This is a genomic window from Pseudomonas sp. FW305-96, assembly GCF_058783825.1.
The window spans coordinates 52,567-68,893 of record NZ_JBYSYW010000024.1 but is presented as its reverse complement, the minus strand read 5'-3'; the positions used below and the strand labels follow the sequence as shown (position 1 = coordinate 68,893).

The 16,327-nt window shown below is 64.9% G+C and carries 18 protein-coding genes; 16 read left to right on the top strand and 2 right to left on the bottom strand.

Annotated elements, in window-relative coordinates:
- Positions 1 to 138 precede the first annotated feature (138 nt).
- Genes AC3WL2_RS17965 through murB form a run of 7 tightly spaced genes read left to right on the top strand, consistent with a single transcriptional unit; the run spans position 139 to position 4,675 of the window.
- Positions 139 to 774: a MotA/TolQ/ExbB proton channel family protein gene (locus tag AC3WL2_RS17965; protein WP_102683600.1), complete on the top strand. Its 636-nt coding sequence runs from the start codon at positions 139 to 141 to the stop codon at positions 772 to 774.
- The gene (locus tag AC3WL2_RS17960) at positions 771 to 1,205 is read left to right on the top strand and encodes an ExbD/TolR family protein (RefSeq protein WP_102683599.1); all 435 of its coding nucleotides are present in this window, start codon (positions 771 to 773) and stop codon (positions 1,203 to 1,205) included. Before AC3WL2_RS17965 ends, AC3WL2_RS17960 begins: the two co-directional genes overlap by 4 nt.
- The gene (lpxK, locus tag AC3WL2_RS17955) at positions 1,205 to 2,215 is read left to right on the top strand and encodes a tetraacyldisaccharide 4'-kinase (RefSeq protein ID WP_102683598.1); all 1,011 of its coding nucleotides are present in this window, start codon (positions 1,205 to 1,207) and stop codon (positions 2,213 to 2,215) included. The genes AC3WL2_RS17960 and lpxK overlap by 1 nt, the downstream gene beginning before the upstream one ends.
- A 33-nt stretch (positions 2,216 to 2,248) precedes the next feature.
- Positions 2,249 to 2,434 carry a Trm112 family protein gene (locus tag AC3WL2_RS17950; protein WP_003247142.1) on the top strand — a complete coding sequence of 62 codons (186 nt, stop codon included), beginning with the start codon at positions 2,249 to 2,251 and terminating at the stop codon, positions 2,432 to 2,434.
- Complete coding sequence (kdsB, locus tag AC3WL2_RS17945; RefSeq protein ID WP_102683597.1) at positions 2,431 to 3,195, top strand: 3-deoxy-manno-octulosonate cytidylyltransferase; 765 nt, start codon at positions 2,431 to 2,433, stop codon at positions 3,193 to 3,195. Before AC3WL2_RS17950 ends, kdsB begins: the two co-directional genes overlap by 4 nt.
- On the top strand, positions 3,195 to 3,659 hold the full coding sequence (locus AC3WL2_RS17940; protein ID WP_102683596.1) for a low molecular weight protein-tyrosine-phosphatase: 465 nt from the start codon (positions 3,195 to 3,197) through the stop codon (positions 3,657 to 3,659). The genes kdsB and AC3WL2_RS17940 overlap by 1 nt, the downstream gene beginning before the upstream one ends.
- Entirely contained in the window at positions 3,656 to 4,675 is a 1,020-nt protein-coding gene (gene murB, locus AC3WL2_RS17935; protein ID WP_102683595.1) for a UDP-N-acetylmuramate dehydrogenase, read from the top strand. The genes AC3WL2_RS17940 and murB overlap by 4 nt, the downstream gene beginning before the upstream one ends.
- A 107-nt stretch (positions 4,676 to 4,782) precedes the next feature.
- Here the strand turns inward: murB and rne are convergent, their stop codons facing one another.
- Entirely contained in the window at positions 4,783 to 7,998 is a 3,216-nt protein-coding gene (gene rne / locus AC3WL2_RS17930) for a ribonuclease E (RefSeq protein ID WP_102683594.1), read from the bottom strand.
- A 794-nt stretch (positions 7,999 to 8,792) separates the two neighbouring features.
- Between rne and rluC the strand changes: the two genes are divergently transcribed.
- The 3 genes from rluC to AC3WL2_RS17915 are packed head-to-tail and all read left to right on the top strand — an operon-like array spanning position 8,793 to position 11,419.
- A complete protein-coding gene (gene rluC, locus AC3WL2_RS17925; protein WP_102683593.1) occupies positions 8,793 to 9,746 on the top strand; it encodes a 23S rRNA pseudouridine(955/2504/2580) synthase RluC in 954 nt (317 codons plus the stop codon).
- Between the two features lie 3 nt (positions 9,747 to 9,749).
- Positions 9,750 to 10,430: an HAD family hydrolase gene (locus AC3WL2_RS17920; RefSeq protein WP_102683592.1), complete on the top strand. Its 681-nt coding sequence runs from the start codon at positions 9,750 to 9,752 to the stop codon at positions 10,428 to 10,430.
- A gap of 2 nt (positions 10,431 to 10,432) precedes the next feature.
- Positions 10,433 to 11,419: a S49 family peptidase gene (locus AC3WL2_RS17915; RefSeq protein WP_102683591.1), complete on the top strand. Its 987-nt coding sequence runs from the start codon at positions 10,433 to 10,435 to the stop codon at positions 11,417 to 11,419.
- Between the two features lie 124 nt (positions 11,420 to 11,543).
- Here the strand turns inward: AC3WL2_RS17915 and AC3WL2_RS17910 are convergent, their stop codons facing one another.
- Positions 11,544 to 12,122: a Maf family protein gene (locus AC3WL2_RS17910; protein ID WP_102683590.1), complete on the bottom strand. Its 579-nt coding sequence runs from the start codon at positions 12,120 to 12,122 to the stop codon at positions 11,544 to 11,546.
- Between the two features lie 96 nt (positions 12,123 to 12,218).
- Between AC3WL2_RS17910 and AC3WL2_RS17905 the strand changes: the two genes are divergently transcribed.
- From AC3WL2_RS17905 to acpP, 6 genes are all read left to right on the top strand, one after another.
- Positions 12,219 to 12,746: a YceD family protein gene (locus AC3WL2_RS17905; protein ID WP_023630499.1), complete on the top strand. Its 528-nt coding sequence runs from the start codon at positions 12,219 to 12,221 to the stop codon at positions 12,744 to 12,746.
- Positions 12,747 to 12,759: 13 nt separating this feature from the next.
- Positions 12,760 to 12,942 carry a 50S ribosomal protein L32 gene (rpmF, locus tag AC3WL2_RS17900; protein ID WP_028690987.1) on the top strand — a complete coding sequence of 61 codons (183 nt, stop codon included), beginning with the start codon at positions 12,760 to 12,762 and terminating at the stop codon, positions 12,940 to 12,942.
- 3 nt (positions 12,943 to 12,945) lie between these two features.
- Positions 12,946 to 13,956, top strand: coding sequence for a phosphate acyltransferase PlsX (gene plsX, locus AC3WL2_RS17895; protein WP_102683589.1), 1,011 nt, complete (start codon positions 12,946 to 12,948; stop codon positions 13,954 to 13,956).
- Positions 13,957 to 14,124: 168 nt separating this feature from the next.
- Positions 14,125 to 15,063: an ACP S-malonyltransferase gene (gene fabD, locus AC3WL2_RS17890; RefSeq protein ID WP_102683588.1), complete on the top strand. Its 939-nt coding sequence runs from the start codon at positions 14,125 to 14,127 to the stop codon at positions 15,061 to 15,063.
- Positions 15,064 to 15,079: 16 nt separating this feature from the next.
- Positions 15,080 to 15,820 carry a 3-oxoacyl-ACP reductase FabG gene (fabG, locus tag AC3WL2_RS17885; protein WP_023630496.1) on the top strand — a complete coding sequence of 247 codons (741 nt, stop codon included), beginning with the start codon at positions 15,080 to 15,082 and terminating at the stop codon, positions 15,818 to 15,820.
- Positions 15,821 to 16,023: 203 nt separating this feature from the next.
- Positions 16,024 to 16,260, top strand: a complete 237-nt coding sequence (gene acpP / locus AC3WL2_RS17880) for an acyl carrier protein (RefSeq protein ID WP_046856533.1) — start codon at positions 16,024 to 16,026, stop codon at positions 16,258 to 16,260.
- Positions 16,261 to 16,327: the final 67 nt, after the last annotated feature.

Below are 16,327 nucleotides of genomic sequence, written 5' to 3'. Positions count from 1 at the left end.
TGAGTTTTTCTTCGACGCGCAAATCGAGCGCCACCCCCCAGCTTCCAAGCCAAGCCCAGCAATTCCCTGACCTCCGGCAGATGAGCCCCAGGCGGTCCTATGGTAGAGTGGCGGCCTTTTTCCGAGGGGATGCTTACTGTGTGGGAATTGGTCAAGTCCGGTGGCTGGATGATGCTGCCGATCATCCTGAGCTCCATCGCTGCCATGGCGATCGTCGTCGAGCGCCTGTGGACCTTGCGCGCCAGCCGTGTCACCCCGCCGCACCTGCTGGGCCAGGTGTGGATGTGGATCAAGGACAAGCAGCTCACCGGTGACAAGCTCAAGGCGCTGCGCGCCGATTCGCCGCTGGGCGAGATCCTCGCCGCGGGCCTGGCCAACTCGCGCCATGGCCGCGAGATCATGAAAGAGTGCATCGAAGAGGCCGCCTCGCGGGTCATCCACGAGCTGGAGCGCTACATCAGCACCCTCGGCACCATCGCCGCCATGGCACCGCTGCTGGGCCTGCTGGGCACCGTGCTGGGCATGATCGACATCTTCAGCGCCTTCATGGGCTCGCAGATGACCGCCAACGCCGCGGTACTGGCCGGCGGTATCTCCAAGGCCCTGGTCACTACCGCGGCCGGCCTGATGGTCGGCATCCCGGCGGTGTTCTTCCACCGCTTCCTGCTACGCCGCATCGATGAGCTGGTGGTGGGCATGGAGCAGGAAGCGATCAAGCTGGTCGAGGTGTTGCAGGGCGACCGCGAAGTGGAAGTGGCCGGAGGCAAGGCGTGAAGTTCCGGCGCAATCGCCAGCGCGAGAACGTCGACATCAACCTGGCGTCGTTGATCGACGTGGTGTTCGTGCTGCTGCTGTTCTTCGTGGTCACCACCACTTTCACCCGCGAGACCCAGCTGCGTGTCGAGTTGCCCGAGGCCAGCAGTGCCGAGCAGCCGCCGGCTGACCAGGACAAGCTGGTGGAGATCTCCATCAGCGCCGACGGCGTGTACTCGGTGAACAATCACCTGCTGCCCAAGAGCGACCTGGCCACCCTGACCGAGGCCATCGAGAAGGCATCCGGCGGTGACATCACCCTGCCGCTGGCGATCAGCGCCGACGGCAAGACCCCGCACCAGGCTGTGATCACCGCAATGGACGCGGCCGGCAAGCTCGGCTTCAGCAAGTTGCGCATGACCACCGTCGAGGCCGCGCAGGGCAATCCCTGATGGCCCTCGCCGACCGTCTGCTCGCTGCCTGGTATGCCGGGCACCCGGCGCTGGCCCTGCTGCGCCCGCTGGAGGCGCTGTATCGTCGTGTGGTGACGCGCAAACGAGCACGTTTCCTCAGCGGCACCAGCCCCAGCTACCGCGCCCCGGTGCCCGTGATCGTGGTGGGCAATATCACCGTGGGCGGTACCGGCAAGACACCGATGATCCTCTGGCTGATCGAGCACTGCCGCCGGCAGGGGCTGAAGGTCGGCGTGGTCAGCCGTGGCTACGGCGCCAAGCCGCCGCAGTATCCCTGGCGTGTCGCCGCCGACCAGCTCGCCGAGCAGGCCGGTGACGAGCCTTTGCTGATCGTCCAGCGCACCGACGTGCCGCTGGTGATCGACCCCGACCGCTCCCGCGCCGTGCAGGCGCTGCTGGCCAGCGACGCGCCGGACCTGATCCTGTGCGACGACGGCATGCAGCATTACCGTCTGGCCCGCGACCTGGAGTTGGTGCTGATCGACGCCGCCCGTGGCCTGGGCAACCGTCGCTGCCTGCCGGCCGGCCCGTTGCGCGAGCCCGCCGAGCGCCTGGCCGAGGCCGACGCGGTGCTGTTCAACGGCGCCGAGGCCGACCGTGACGGTGGCTTTGCCTTCGGCCTGCAGCCGTCGGCGCTGATCAACCTGCGCAGCGGCGAGCGCCGCGAGCTCGACCTGTTTCCCGCTGGCCAGGCGCTGCACGCCGTGGCCGGCATCGGTAATCCGCAACGTTTCTTCAACACCCTGCTGGGGCTACACTGGCAGCCGGTGCCGCACCCCTTTGCCGACCATGCGCCGTACAGCCGCGAGGTGCTGTCGTTCAGCCCGCCGCTGCCGTTGGTGATGACCGAGAAGGATGCGGTGAAATGCCGGCCGTTCGCTGCTGACGACTGGTGGTACCTGGCGGTCGACGCCGTTCCATCGCAGGCGTTCGTCGCCTGGTTCGACGCCGAGCTCGATCGCCTGCTACCTGGCCGCCCCAGGCCCTGAGCCTTTTTCAATTTCCGTTTCAAGGAAGCTCCCATGGACACCAAACTGCTCGATATCCTGGCCTGCCCGATCACCAAGGGCCCGCTCAAGCTCAGCGCCGACAAGACCGAGCTGATCAGCAAGGGCGCGGGCCTGGCCTATCCGATTCGCGATGGCATCCCGGTGATGCTGGAAAGCGAGGCGCGCACCCTGACCGACGACGAGCGCCTGGACAAATGAGCCTGGACTTCACCGTGGTGATTCCCGCCCGGCTGCGCTCCACGCGCCTGCCGGGCAAGCCGCTGCTGGCGATTGCCGGCAAGCCGATGGTCCAGCATGTGTGGGAGCAGGCGCGCAAGAGCGGCGCCAGCCGCGTGGTCATCGCCACCGACGATGCCAGCATCGTCGAGGCCTGCCAGGTGTTCGGCGCCGAAGTGCTGCTGACCCGCGCCGACCACGAGTCTGGCACCGACCGCCTGGCCGAAGTGGCTGCCCAGCTGGGCCTGGCCGCCGATGCCATCGTGGTCAACGTGCAGGGTGACGAGCCGCTGATTCCGCCGGTGATCATCGACCAGGTGGCGGCCAACCTCGCCGCGCACCCCGAGGCCGGCATCGCCACCCTGGCCGAGCCGATTCACGCGCCGCAAACCATCTTCAACCCTAACGCGGTGAAGGTGGTCAGCGACAAGAACGGCCTGGCCCTGACCTTCAGCCGCGCGCCATTGCCTTGGGCCCGCGACACGTTTGCCAAGGACCGTGAGCGCATGCCCGAAGGCGTGCCGTACCGCCGCCATATCGGCATGTACGCCTACCGCGTGGGCTTCCTCCAGGACTTCGTCGCCTGGGGCCCATGCTGGCTGGAGCAGACCGAGTCGCTGGAGCAGTTGCGTGCCCTGTGGCATGGCGTGCGCATCCATGTTGCCGATGCCATCGAGGCCCCGGCCGTGGGCGTGGACACCCCTGAAGACCTGGAGCGCGTGCGGCGCTTGCTGGAGGCCTGATGCGCGTTCTGTTCGTCTGCCTCGGCAATATCTGCCGCTCGCCGACTGCCGAAGGCGTGCTGCGCCATCAGCTCGAGGCGGCAGGCCTCGGTGACGTGGTGCGCGTTGCCTCCGCCGGTACCGGCGACTGGCATGTCGGCAAGGCGCCCGACAGCCGTACCTGCAAGGCCGCGCTGGCCCGCGGCTACGACCTGTCGCGCCAGCGCGCCCAGCAGGTCAAGGCGGCGCATTTCGCCGAGTACGACCTGGTTCTGGCCATGGACAAGAGCAACCTGGGCAATTTGCAGGCGTTGCGCCCACACAACGCCAAGGGCGAGCTCGACCTGTTCCTGCGCCGCTATGGCGCGGCCCTGGACGAAGTGCCGGACCCTTACTACGGCGGTGCCGAAGGCTTCGAGCAGGTCCTGGACCTGATCGAGGCGGCGTGCCGTGAGCTGGTCGTGGAAATCAAGGGGCGGTTATGACGGCGCACTGGCAGGAGCGCGTGTCGCTCAAGCCCTACAACACTTTCGGCATCGATGTCAGTGCCCGCTACTTCACCCAGGCCCATGACGACGACGAGGCCCGCCAGGCACTGGCCCAGGCCGCCGAGCGGCAGGTGCCGGTGCTGGTCATTGGTGGTGGCAGCAACTTGCTGCTATCCCGCGATGTCGACGCCCTGGTGCTGCACATGGCCAGCCGTGGGCGGCGCCTGCTCAGCGATGACGGTGAGCGCGTGGTGGTCGAAGCCGAGGCCGGCGAGCCCTGGCATCCGTTCGTGCAGTGGAGTCTCGACCAGGGGCTGTGCGGGCTGGAGAACCTCAGCCTGATCCCTGGCACAGTGGGCGCCGCGCCGATGCAGAACGTCGGCGCCTATGGCGTGGAGATCAAGGACGTATTCGCCGGTTTGACCGCGCTGGACCGCGAAACCGGCGAGCTGCGTGACTTCTCGCTGGAGGCGTGCGGCTTCGGTTATCGCGACAGCCTGTTCAAGCGCAATCCGGGCCGCTGGCTGATCCTGCGCGTGCGCTTTGCGCTGAGCCGGTCGTTGCAGGCGCACCTGGACTACGGTCCGGTGCGTCAGCGCTTGGCGGAGCAGGGTATCGAGCAGCCGACCGCGCAGGCGATCAGCGATGCGATCTGCAGTATTCGTCGGGAAAAGCTGCCGGATCCGGCTGAGCTGGGTAACGCCGGGAGCTTCTTCAAGAATCCTGTGGTGCCTGCTGTGTTGGCCGAGCATATTCGTGCCGAGCATCCTGGCGTGGTGGCTTATCCGCAGGTCGACGGCCAGGTGAAGCTGGCAGCCGGCTGGTTGATCGAGCAGGCGGGGTGGAAGGGTTATCGCGATGGCGATGCTGGTGTGCACCGTTTGCAGTCGCTGGTACTGGTCAACTACGGCCAGGCGAGTGGGGCGCAGTTGCATGGGCTGGCTCGGCGGATCCAGGCGGATATCCTTGAGCGCTTTGGGGTCGAGCTGGAGATGGAGCCGAACCTGTACTGACTCTATCGCGGGGCAAGCCCGGATCACCAGTAGAGCCGTTACCATTCCGGCAAAGAAAAAGCCCCGCCAGTTCGCACTGGCGGGGCTTTTTCATTCAGCCGAGGCTATCAACCGTGATGAGGCTTGTGCTCATCAGCGGTCTCCAGCGCTTCAGCAGGGGCGGCTTCGGCAGCGGCCTGGGCGGCAGCGGCGGCGGCTGCTTCGGCTTCACGCTTGCGGCGACGCACTTCACGTGGGTCGTTCGGGGCGCGGCCGTTGGCCAGCATCGCCGAAGGCGCTTCGACCGGGGCCGGTGCTTCCACGGGCGCCTGCTCGGCAACGATCGGCGCAGGCTCGGCGGCAGGTGCTTCAGCCACTTCCGGCTGGGCCTCGGCCACTGGCTCGACGACCGCTACAGGCTGCTCGGCTACCGGGGCTTCGACCACGGTGGCTTCGACTACCTGCGGCTGCTCGATTTCACCGGCTTCCACGGCAGGGGCTTGCAGCGCCTCGGCGACGACGGCAGGCTGCTCGGCAGGGGCTTCTTCGACCACTGGCTGCGGCGCTACTTCGACCACCGGTTCGATGCTCGGCTCAGCGGCGACCACTGGCTCGCTGACCGGTTGCTCGACCACCGGGGCGATGGCGACCTGCTCGGCCACGACCTCGGTGATTTCCACCTGGGTTTCGGCGACAGTGGCGCTGGCGCGCTCGGCCTGCTGGTTGGCTTGGGCTTCGGCATCGGCGCTGATGTTGCTGGTGGCCACGGCGGCGATGACGGCAGTGCCGGCGGCCAGTTCTGCGCCCAGCTCAGTGGCCTGGTGCTGTTGTGGCTGCTGCTCTTCGCCGGCGTCTTCGTCGCCTTCGATCAACTCGCCATTGGCGTTGCGCTGGCGCTCACGACGGTTGCTGCGACGACGCTGGCCACGGGAACGGCGGCGCGGACGCTCGCCATCGGTGCCTTCCTGTTCGTCCTGCAGCAGTTCGTCGTTCGGCAGTTGCTCTTCGGCGAGCTCGGCGGCCTGTTCGACGGCCTGCGCCTCAGGGCGCAGCTGGCGCTCTTCACGCGGCGCGCGTTCTTCACGTGGCGCACGCTCTTCACGAGGGGCGCGTTCTTCACGCGGTGCACGCTCTTCACGTGGTGCGCGTTCTTCACGCGGGGCACGCTCTTCACGTGGTGCACGTTCTTCACGCGGCGCGCGCTCTTCGCGAGGGGCACGTTCTTCACGTGGTGCACGCTCTTCACGGGCTACACGTTCCTCGCGTGGCGCACGCTCTTCACGTGGGGCGCGTTCTTCACGGGCGGCCGGGGCCGGTGCGGCGTCCAGCGGCTCGCGCAATTCGCGCACGCGCTCTTCGCGGTTGCCACGGCGGTCTTCGCGCGGCTGGCGCTGACGCTCTTCGCGTGGGGCGCGTTCTTCACGCGGTGCACGTTCTTCGCGTGGCTGACGCTCTTCACGCGGGGCGCGCTCGCTGCGTTCTTCACGCGGCTTGCGGTCTTCCTCGCGGCGGCCATTGCGGTTGCGGCTCTGCTGGCGACCGTTGCGGCGCTCTTCGTTGCGTGGCGAACGCTCGGTAGCCGGTTTTTCGGTGGTGACGGCCGGCGCGGCGGCAGGCTCTTCCTTGCCGGCGAACAGGCTGACCAGCGACTTGACCAGGCCCTTGAACAGGCTTGGCTCCGGTACGCTCGGCGCCGGTGCGACCGGTGCGACTGGCTGTTCTTCGACGGCGGTTGGTACCGGTGCGTTGGCGCGGGCCGGCGCGGTCTTCACCGCGGCTTCCTGGCGTACCAGGGTGCGGGTGGCGGTCGGCAGCGGCGCTTCTTCGGTCTCGGCCGAGGCGATTTCGTAGCTGGACTGGTTGTTCAGCACGTCCGGGTTGTCGTCGCGCAGGCGCTGGACTTCGAAGTGCGGGGTTTCCAGGTGATCGTTCGGCAGGATGATGATGCGCGCGCGAGTACGCAGTTCGATCTTGGTGATCGAGTTGCGTTTCTCGTTGAGCAGGAAGGCGGCCACCGGGATCGGCACCTGGGCGCGCACCTCGGCGGTGCGGTCCTTCAGGGCTTCTTCCTCGATCAGGCGCAGGATCGCCAGCGACAGCGACTCGACGTCACGGATGATGCCGGTGCCCGAGCAGCGTGGGCAGACGATGCCGCTGCTCTCGCCCAGCGATGGGCGCAGGCGCTGGCGGGACATTTCCAGCAGGCCGAAGCGCGAGATGCGGCCGACCTGCACACGGGCGCGGTCGGCCTCGAGGCATTCGCGCACGCGCTCTTCGACGGCGCGCTGGTTCTTCGCCGGGGTCATGTCGATGAAGTCGATGACGATCAGGCCGCCGATGTCACGCAGACGCAGCTGGCGGGCGATTTCCTCGGCCGCTTCCAGGTTGGTCTGCAGGGCGGTTTCCTCGATGTCGCTGCCTTTGGTGGCGCGCGCCGAGTTGATGTCGATGGACACCAGGGCTTCGGTCGGGTCGATCACGATCGAGCCGCCGGACGGCAGGTCGACGACGCGCTGGAAGGCGGTTTCGATCTGGCTTTCGATCTGGAAGCGGTTGAACAGCGGCACGCTGTCTTCGTACAGCTTGACCTTGCTGGCGTACTGCGGCATCACCTGGCGGATGAAGGTCAGGGCTTCTTCCTGGGCGTCGATGCTGTCGATCAGTACTTCGCCGATGTCCTGGCGCAGGTAGTCGCGGATGGCGCGGATGATGACGTTGCTTTCCTGGTAGATCAGGAACGGCGCGGTACGGTCCAGCGAGGCTTCCTTGATGGCGGTCCACAGCTGCAGCAGGTAGTCGAGGTCCCACTGCATTTCTTCGCTGCTGCGGCCAAGGCCCGCGGTGCGCACGATCAGGCCCATGTCGCCCGGAACGGTCAGGCCGTTCAGTGCTTCACGCAGCTCGTTGCGCTCTTCGCCTTCGATGCGGCGGGAGATGCCGCCGGCGCGCGGGTTGTTGGGCATCAGCACCAGGTAGCGGCCGGCCAGGCTGATGAAGGTGGTCAGGGCGGCGCCTTTGTTGCCGCGCTCTTCCTTCTCGACCTGGACGATGACTTCCTGGCCTTCGCTCAGGACTTCCTTGATGTTGACCCGGCCTTCAGGGGCTTTCTTGAAGTATTCGCGGGAGATTTCCTTCAGCGGCAGGAAGCCGTGACGTTCGGAGCCGAAGTCGACGAAGGCGGCTTCAAGGCTGGGCTCGATCCGGGTGATCTTGCCTTTGTAGATGTTGGCCTTTTTCTGCTCACGGGCACCGGACTCGATGTCCAGGTCGTAGAGGCGTTGGCCGTCCACCAGGGCTACACGCAACTCTTCGGGTTGAGTTGCGTTAATCAGCATTCTTTTCATGTTGTACCGTCGGTTTCCGGGCTGCCGGAAACGGCGTTCGGCACACACGACTTTTCATGATCGGTGCCAAGGTGCGCAAAGGGTGGCGAGCCACCCCCGTGTCTGACGACGTTCGGCACCAGCCGGTTGCCCAGCCTGCCGTTGTCGCGACGACGCGTCCTGTTTTGCGGTGCCAAAAGGCCTGTCGAGCTTTTCGAAGGTTATCCGAATCAATCGAGCGGGCCTGGTGCACTCAGTCAGGAGGAGGAATCAACCGGTCGTCCGTGGATGCCACGAGGGCGTCTGTTCAGGACCTTGCCCGCTCATCGCCCGTTGAGTGGGGCGGTGGGTCGGGTTCGGTGCCACACGGTCCGAAGGCTGTGCATCTCCACCCTGCACGTATCCCTGAAAATTCGGTGCTGCCGCGCGCTGAATCCGCAACGGGTTGCATTTTTCGCCAGCCCGGTACCGGGCTGGCGCCATGACATATCCAAGGCAGGTATTTCCGAAGCATTCGCCCGAATGCGCGGAAACGACGGTGGCGGGCAGAGGTACGGCGAAAAGAAGCGGGTAAGCAGGTGAAACACCGCACTTGTCGTTTTTTTCCGGTCTTCTCTACACAGCGCTGGTGGCGATTCCAGGCATTTAGTTAAACTGGCGAACGCTCCGTAGGACGGCCTCGCGTCCTCGGAATTGCGATGGTCAGGGCCGGCGTAGAGCCTGATGCCGCTGGCCTGCCGCTTTTGGCGGCGTTCGCGACTATAGCAGTTATGATTAAGTGCTTCAATTCCATAAAAAATTGTTATGATCCCGCCATGACGACCAATACCCCTCCGACTTCCGGCGTTCAGCTGATCGAAGTCGCGCCGGAGCTTGCCGGCCAACGCATCGACAATTTCCTCATCACCGCGCTCAAGGGCGTGCCCAAGACGCTGGTCTACCGCATCCTGCGCAAGGGCGAGGTGCGGGTCAACAAGGGCCGGATCAAGCCTGAGTACAAGCTGCAGGCCGGCGATATCGTGCGGGTGCCGCCGGTGCGCCTGCCCGAGCGTGACGAACCTGCGCCCGTGGCCCAGGGGCTGTTGCAGCGCCTGGAAGCCGCCATCGTCTATGAAGACAAGGCGCTGATCGTGATGAACAAGCCGGCCGGCATTGCCGTGCATGGCGGCAGCGGCCTGAGCTTCGGGGTGATCGAGGCGCTGCGCCAGTTGCGCCCCGACGCCAAGGAGCTGGAGCTGGTGCACCGCCTGGACCGCGACACCTCGGGCCTGTTGATGATCGCCAAGAAGCGCAGCATGCTGCGCCACCTGCATGCCGCGCTGCGCGGCGATGGCGTGGACAAGCGCTACATGGCGCTGGTGCGCGGCCATTGGCCGACCTCGAAGAAGCAGGTCAATGCGCCGCTGCAGAAGAGCAACCTGCGCTCCGGCGAACGCATGGTCGAGGTCAATGACGAGGGCAAGGAGGCGCTGACGCTGTTCCGCGTGCTGCGCCGCTTCGGCGAATTCGCCACGATTGTCGAGGCGCGGCCGATCACCGGCCGTACCCATCAGATCCGCGTGCACACCTTGCATGCCGGGCACATGATCGCCGGCGACAGCAAGTACGGCGATGAAGACTTCAGCCGCGAGATTCGCGACCTGGGTGGCAAGCGCCTGTTCCTGCATGCCTACCAGTTGACCGTGCCGCTGCCCGACGGCGGCGAGCTCAAGCTCGAGGCGCCGGTGGACGAGATGTGGGCCAAGACTATCGAGCGGTTGGCGTCCTGAGCCATGAATAAAAGTTATGACCTGCTGGTCTTCGACTGGGATGGCACGCTGGCCGATTCCATCGGGCGCATTGTCGAGGCCATGAACGTGGCCGCCGGGCGTGCCGGGGAGGCCGCCAGCAGCGACGAGGCGATCAGGGGCATCATTGGCCTGGCGCTGGGGGAGGCGATCGCCACCCTGTATCCACATCTTGAGCTGCCGCAGGTGGAAACATTCCGCCAGCATTATGCCGATGTCTACATGGCGCTGGATCAACAGCCGTCGCCACTGTTCGACGGTGTGGTCGAGTCGCTGGAGGCGTTCCGTGCCGAGGGGTATCGTCTGGCGGTGGCCACCGGCAAGGCGCGACGCGGTCTGGATCGGGTGCTCAAGGCCAATGGCTGGGAAAACTACTTCGACATTACCCGGGCGGCCGACGAAACCCGCGGCAAACCGCATCCGCTGATGCTCGAGGAGATTCTCGCCCACTGCCAGGTCGAACCCGGGCGGGCGCTGATGGTCGGAGATTCGGCGTTCGACCTGCAGATGGCCAGCAATGCCGGCATGCATTCGGTCGCCGTGGGCTATGGCGCCATGTCGCTGCAGGCTCTGGCCGAATTTGGCCCGCAAGTGTGCATCGAGCATTTTTCCCAGTTGCGCGAATGGCTGGCCGAGCCTGCGCAGATCAATTTCCAAGGTAGGTGAGCATGACTGACGAGTGGAAGGCGCCCGAGGCCGATGAGGCTGGCGAGGAGCGCAAGAGTTGGAAGTTGCTGGAGAAGACCTTGCTGGCGGGTGTCCAGGAGCAGCGTCGGGCGCGGCGCTGGGGGATCTTCTTCAAGCTGCTGACCTTCGTTTACCTGTTCGGCATCCTGTTCCTGTTCACGCCATTGATGGATGTGGACAAGGCTGCCTCGCGCAGCGGCAGCCATACCGCGCTGGTCGAGGTGCGCGGGGTGATCGCCGATCAGGAGCCTGCCAGCGCCGACAATATCGTCAAGAGCCTGCGCGAGGCGTTCAAGGATCCGAAGACCAAAGCCGTGGTCATGCGCGTCAACAGCCCGGGCGGCAGCCCGGTGCAGGCGGGTTATGTGTACGACGAGATCCGCCGTCTGCGCGCCGAATATCCGGCCATCAAGCTGTACGCGGTGATCGCCGACCTGGGGGCCTCCGGCGCCTACTACATTGCCAGCGCCGCCGACGAGATCTATGCCGACAAGGCCAGCCTGGTCGGCTCCATCGGCGTCACTGCGGCGGGCTACGGCTTTGTCGGCGCCATGGACAAGCTGGGCGTGGAGCGGCGCACCTACACGGCGGGCGAACACAAGGCCTTCCTTGATCCGTTCTCGCCACAGAAGCCGGAAGAAACCGCGTTCTGGCAGGGTGTGCTGGATACCACGCACCGCCAGTTCATCGCCATGGTCAAGCAGGGGCGTGGCGAGCGCCTGAAGGACAAGGATCACCCTGAGCTGTTCAGTGGGCTGATCTGGTCGGGCGAGCAGGCCAAGGAGCTGGGGCTGGTGGACGGGCTGGGCAGTGCCAGCTATGTCGCCCGCGAAATCGTCGGCGAGAAGGAGCTGGTGGACTTCACTGTGCAGGAGTCGCCGTTCGATCGTTTCTCCAAGCGCATCGGTGCCAGTGTGGCGGAGCGCATGGCGCTGTACATGGGCTTCCAGGGGCCTTCGCTGCGTTGATCTGAAGTCGATTGGGGCCGCTTCGCGGCCCTTTCGCCGGCAAGCCGGCTCCCACAAATTACGCCGCATCCTGTGGGAGCCGGCTTGTCGTAGCGACGAACCGCGGCGAAGCGGCCCCAGTCTCTCAAGGCACCTGCACGCCTTCCTTGTGCAGCATGTCCACCAGCCGAATCAGCGGTAGCCCGATCAGGCTCGTGGCGTCGCAGCCGTGGGTGCTCTGGAACAGGCTGACCCCCAAGCCCTCCGCCTTGAAGCTGCCGGCGCAGTCCAGTGGCTGCTCGGCCGTCACGTAGCGCTCCACGCGCTCCCGATCCAGCTCGCGCATCGTCACGGTAAACGGCACGCAATCGACCTGGCACTGGCCGGTGGCGCTGTTCAGCAGTGCCAGCCCGGTGAGGAAGGTGACCTGCTGTCCGCTGGCCTCCAGCAACTGCTCGCAGGCGCGTTCGAAGGTGTGAGGCTTGCCGAGGATCTGCTCGCCCAGTACCGCCACCTGGTCGGAGCCGATGATCAGGTGATCGGGGTGACTGGCGGCCAGGGCTTCGGCCTTCTGTCGGGCCAGGCGGCGCACCAGCTCGACGGCGGGCTCGCCATCGAGGCGCCGTTCGTCAAGGTCGGGGCTCGCCCAGGTGAAGGGCAGGCGCAGGCGGGTGAGCAGTTCGCGGCGGTAGGGCGAGCTGGAAGCCAGTAACAAGGGAAGCATGGTAGACTCCTGGGCAATTGCCCCGAATTCTAACATGCGAGATGGCACCTAATTTCCTTTGACAGGGAGGGGGTGCATCCCTAGAATGCTGCGCCTATGTTGAATGACCCGATTCCACCTCACGTTGACCCGCGCAAATTGGCTGATCGTGGCGTAACCCTCGAAGGTTCGCTGCAACTCGCTGATTTGGAAAGACTCTGCGACCCGCTTTCCGACAATGTCGGTACGGTGCAGGCGAAGTTCGATTTTGAACGAGATGAACAGCATGTGGTGGTTATCCACAGCGCGCTGGATGTCGAAGTCAAGATGGTTTGCCAGCGTTGTCTTGAGCTGGTCACCCTGCCGATCCATAGCGAATGTACGTACGCTGTGGTGAAGGAGGGTGCGAACACCCAGTCGTTGCCGAAAGGCTATGACGTGCTGGAACTGGGCGAAGATCCATTGGATCTGCAGGCACTGGTCGAGGAAGAGCTTTTGCTTGCCCTGCCAATCGTGCCTGCTCATCATCCGGAAGAATGCCAGCAGCCGGCGGGACTCGATGAGCCCGAGCCGAGCAAGGACGAGGTATCGCGGTCCAACCCGTTCAGTGTATTGGCGCAGTTAAAGCGTGACCCAAACGTTTAGGAGTTAATCAATTATGGCTGTTCAGCAGAACAAAAAATCCCGCTCTGCCCGTGACATGCGCCGTTCGCACGACGCCCTGTCGGCAGAAGCTCTGTCGGTAGAGAAGAGCACCGGTGAAGTACACCTGCGTCACCACGTTTCGCCAGAAGGCGTATACCGTGGTCGCAAAGTGATCGACAAGGGCGCTGACGAGTAATCCTTGTCCGCTCAGATCATCGCGATCGACGCAATGGGCGGGGACTTCGGTCCCCGCAGCATTGTCCAGGCTAGCATTGCCTGCCTATCGGCTACCCCCTCGCTGCACCTGACCCTCGTCGGTCAACCCTCCCTCCTTGAAGATCTTGTCGGCGGCCTCGCGGCTGCGGATCGCGCACGCCTGCAGATTGTCGCGGCCAGCGAAGTGATCGGCATGGACGAGCGGCCATCGCAGGCGTTGCGGGGCAAGCCGGACTCGTCGATGCGCATCGCCCTCGAACTGGTGCGTGATGGCAAGGCCCAGGCCTGCGTAAGTGCCGGCAATACCGGCGCGCTCATGGCCTTGTCGCGCTTTGTGCTCAAGACCCTGCCCGGAATAGATCGCCCGGCGATGGTGGCGGCGATCCCGACCCAGGCCGGCTACTGCCAGCTGCTTGACCTCGGCGCCAACGTCGATTGCAGCGCGGAAAACCTCTACCAGTTCGCCGTGATGGGCTCGGTGGCCGCCCAGGCTCTGGGCGTGCATCGGCCGCGGGTGGCGCTGCTCAATATCGGTACCGAGGACATCAAGGGCAACCAGCAGGTCAAGCTGGCCGCCAGCCTGTTGCAGAACGCCCGGGGGCTGAACTACATCGGCTTCGTCGAGGGTGACGGGTTGTACCGGGGCGAGGCGGACGTGGTGGTGTGCGATGGTTTCGTCGGCAATATCCTGCTCAAGTCCAGCGAGGGTCTGGCGACCATGATCGGTGCCCGCATCGAGGCGCTGTTCCGTGGCGGGGTGTTGGCGCGAGCCGCAGGTGCCCTGGCCATGCCGCTGCTCAAGCGCCTGCAGGCCGACCTTGCGCCTGCGCGGCACAATGGTGCGAGTTTCCTGGGGTTGCAGGGCATCGTCATCAAGAGCCATGGCTCGGCGGGCGTGCAGGGTTTGCAGAGCGCGATCCAGCGAGCGCTGATCGAGATCCAGGAAAACCTGCCGCAGCGCCTGCACGGGCGTCTTGAAGACTTGTTGCCCTGAGCTGTGCGATGAGGTCATTACTGGAAATGCAAAGCTTTTGGGCATACCGCCCATGAAGTGCTTAAATGTGACCGCTTGGTCCGCCGCTCCATCCAAGCTTTCAGATTGCGCGTCTGGCCCGCGGCCTGGCGCACCCTATCCGACGACAAGATCATAAGGGCTTGTTCAATGTCTGCATCCCTCGCATTCGTCTTTCCTGGTCAAGGTTCCCAGTCGCTGGGCATGCTCAAAGAGCTGGGCGCCGAAAAACCGGTAATCGTCGAGACCTTCAAGGAAGCGTCCGAGGCCCTGGGCTACGACCTGTGGAAACTGGTCCAGGAAGGCCCGGAAGAACAACTCAACCAGACCGACAAGACCCAGCCGGCCATTCTGACCGCCTCCATCGCCTTGTGGCGCCTGTGGCTGGATGAGGGCGGTGCGCAGCCGGCCTTCGTCGCCGGGCACAGCCTGGGTGAATACAGCGCCCTGGTCGCCGCTGGCAGCCTGTCGCTGAAAGATGCCGTGCGCCTGGTCGAGCGCCGTGGCCAACTGATGCAGGAGGCCGTACCTGCCGGCCATGGTGCCATGGCCGCCATCCTTGGCCTGGACGACGCCGTGGTGGTCGAGATTTGCGCCGAAGCCGCCGAAGACGAAGTGGTCAGCGCGGTGAACTTCAACTCGCCGGGCCAGGTGGTCATCGCCGGCAACAAGGCTGCGGTCGATCGTGCCATCGAGCTGTGCAAGGCCAAGGGCGCCAAGCGTGCCCTGCCATTGGCGGTCAGCGTGCCATCGCACTGCGCCCTGATGAAGCCGGCCGCCGAGCGTTTCGCCGAGGCCGTCAACGCCATCGAATGGAAAGCGCCGCAGATCCCGGTGGTGCAGAACGTCACCGCAGCCATCGCCGCCGACCTCGATGCCCTCAAACAGGACCTGCTGGCGCAGCTGTACCAGCCGGTACGCTGGGTCGAGTGCGTGCAGGCGCTGGCCGAGCGCGGTGCGGTGAACCTGGTCGAATGCGGCCCGGGCAAGGTCCTGGCTGGCCTGAACAAGCGTTGCGCCGACGGCGTGACCACCTACAACCTCAATACCCCAGACGCCGTCGCCGCCACCCGTGCGGCGCTGGCCTGAATTCGGAGAAGCTTGCATGAGCCTGCAAGGTAAAGTTGCACTGGTCACCGGCGCCAGCCGTGGTATCGGCCAGGCCATCGCCCTCGAGCTGGGCCGCCAGGGCGCAACCGTGATCGGTACCGCCACCACCGCTTCCGGTGCCGAGCGTATCGCCGCCACCCTGAAGGAGCACGGCATCAACGGCACCGGCCTTGAGCTGAACGTCACCAGCGCCGAGTCCGTGGACGCAGTGCTGGGCGCCATCGGCGAGCAGTTCGGCGCGCCGGCCATCCTGGTCAACAACGCCGGTATCACCCGCGACAACCTCATGCTGCGCATGAAGGATGATGAGTGGTTCGATGTGATCGACACCAACCTCAACAGCCTCTACCGTCTGTCCAAGGGCGTGCTGCGCGGCATGACCAAGGCGCGTTGGGGTCGTATCATCAGCATCGGTTCGGTGGTGGGTGCCATGGGCAACGCCGGCCAGGCCAACTACGCCGCCGCCAAGGCCGGCCTGGAAGGCTTCAGCCGGGCCCTGGCTCGTGAAGTGGGCTCGCGTGGCATCACCGTCAACTCGGTGACCCCGGGCTTCATCGACACCGACATGACCCGTGAGCTGCCAGAAGCGCAGCGCGAGGCCCTGCAGAAGGAAATTCCGCTGGGCCGCCTGGGCCAGGCCGAGGAGATCGCGAAAGTGGTTTCCTTCCTGGCTTCCGACGGCGCAGCCTATGTCACCGGCGCCACCGTGCCGGTGAACGGCGGGATGTACATGTAAAACCGCAACTCAATGTGACGGATTGCTTCAAAAAAGAGTCATACTCCGAGCCTAAAATCCGTTATAAAGCTGCAACCAGATTCCGGGCAGAGGGCCCGGTGACTTGGTGGAAGGCGCGTTACGCTTGAAAAGCAGGCATCTTCCTATAAACTTGGTCACCGGCCAGCTGCCTGACATATGTCCATTAGGAGTGAAAACTAGGTATGAGCACCATCGAAGAACGCGTCAAGAAAATCGTCGCCGAGCAACTGGGCGTCAAGGCTGAGGAAGTCAAGAACGAATCTTCCTTCGTTGAGGACCTGGGTGCCGATTCGCTTGACACTGTTGAGCTGGTGATGGCTCTGGAAGAGGAATTCGAGACCGAAATCCCTGACGAAGAAGCCGAGAAGATCACTACCGTTCAAGCTGCTATCGACTACGTCAACGCCCACCAGGCCTAAGACGCTGTAGTCGACGCTTCTTGTCGGGAAAAACCGCACTGCCTTTGCCGGCGTGCGGTTTTTTCTT

What these genes read in the sequence shown, in the direction of transcription:
- lpxK (WP_102683598.1), top strand. Translation starts at nt 1,205, where the DNA reads ATGGCCCTCGCCGACCGTCTGCTCGCTGCCTGGTATGCCGGGCACCCG.
- AC3WL2_RS17950 (WP_003247142.1), top strand. Translation starts at nt 2,249, where the DNA reads ATGGACACCAAACTGCTCGATATCCTGGCCTGCCCGATCACCAAGGGC.
- kdsB (WP_102683597.1), top strand. Translation starts at nt 2,431, where the DNA reads ATGAGCCTGGACTTCACCGTGGTGATTCCCGCCCGGCTGCGCTCCACG.
- AC3WL2_RS17940 (WP_102683596.1), top strand. Translation starts at nt 3,195, where the DNA reads ATGCGCGTTCTGTTCGTCTGCCTCGGCAATATCTGCCGCTCGCCGACT.
- murB (WP_102683595.1), top strand. Translation starts at nt 3,656, where the DNA reads ATGACGGCGCACTGGCAGGAGCGCGTGTCGCTCAAGCCCTACAACACT.
- rne (WP_102683594.1), bottom strand. Translation starts at nt 7,998, where the DNA reads ATGAAAAGAATGCTGATTAACGCAACTCAACCCGAAGAGTTGCGTGTA.
- rluC (WP_102683593.1), top strand. Translation starts at nt 8,793, where the DNA reads ATGACGACCAATACCCCTCCGACTTCCGGCGTTCAGCTGATCGAAGTC.
- AC3WL2_RS17920 (WP_102683592.1), top strand. Translation starts at nt 9,750, where the DNA reads ATGAATAAAAGTTATGACCTGCTGGTCTTCGACTGGGATGGCACGCTG.
- AC3WL2_RS17915 (WP_102683591.1), top strand. Translation starts at nt 10,433, where the DNA reads ATGACTGACGAGTGGAAGGCGCCCGAGGCCGATGAGGCTGGCGAGGAG.
- AC3WL2_RS17910 (WP_102683590.1), bottom strand. Translation starts at nt 12,122, where the DNA reads ATGCTTCCCTTGTTACTGGCTTCCAGCTCGCCCTACCGCCGCGAACTG.
- AC3WL2_RS17905 (WP_023630499.1), top strand. Translation starts at nt 12,219, where the DNA reads ATGTTGAATGACCCGATTCCACCTCACGTTGACCCGCGCAAATTGGCT.
- rpmF (WP_028690987.1), top strand. Translation starts at nt 12,760, where the DNA reads ATGGCTGTTCAGCAGAACAAAAAATCCCGCTCTGCCCGTGACATGCGC.
- fabD (WP_102683588.1), top strand. Translation starts at nt 14,125, where the DNA reads ATGTCTGCATCCCTCGCATTCGTCTTTCCTGGTCAAGGTTCCCAGTCG.
- fabG (WP_023630496.1), top strand. Translation starts at nt 15,080, where the DNA reads ATGAGCCTGCAAGGTAAAGTTGCACTGGTCACCGGCGCCAGCCGTGGT.
- acpP (WP_046856533.1), top strand. Translation starts at nt 16,024, where the DNA reads ATGAGCACCATCGAAGAACGCGTCAAGAAAATCGTCGCCGAGCAACTG.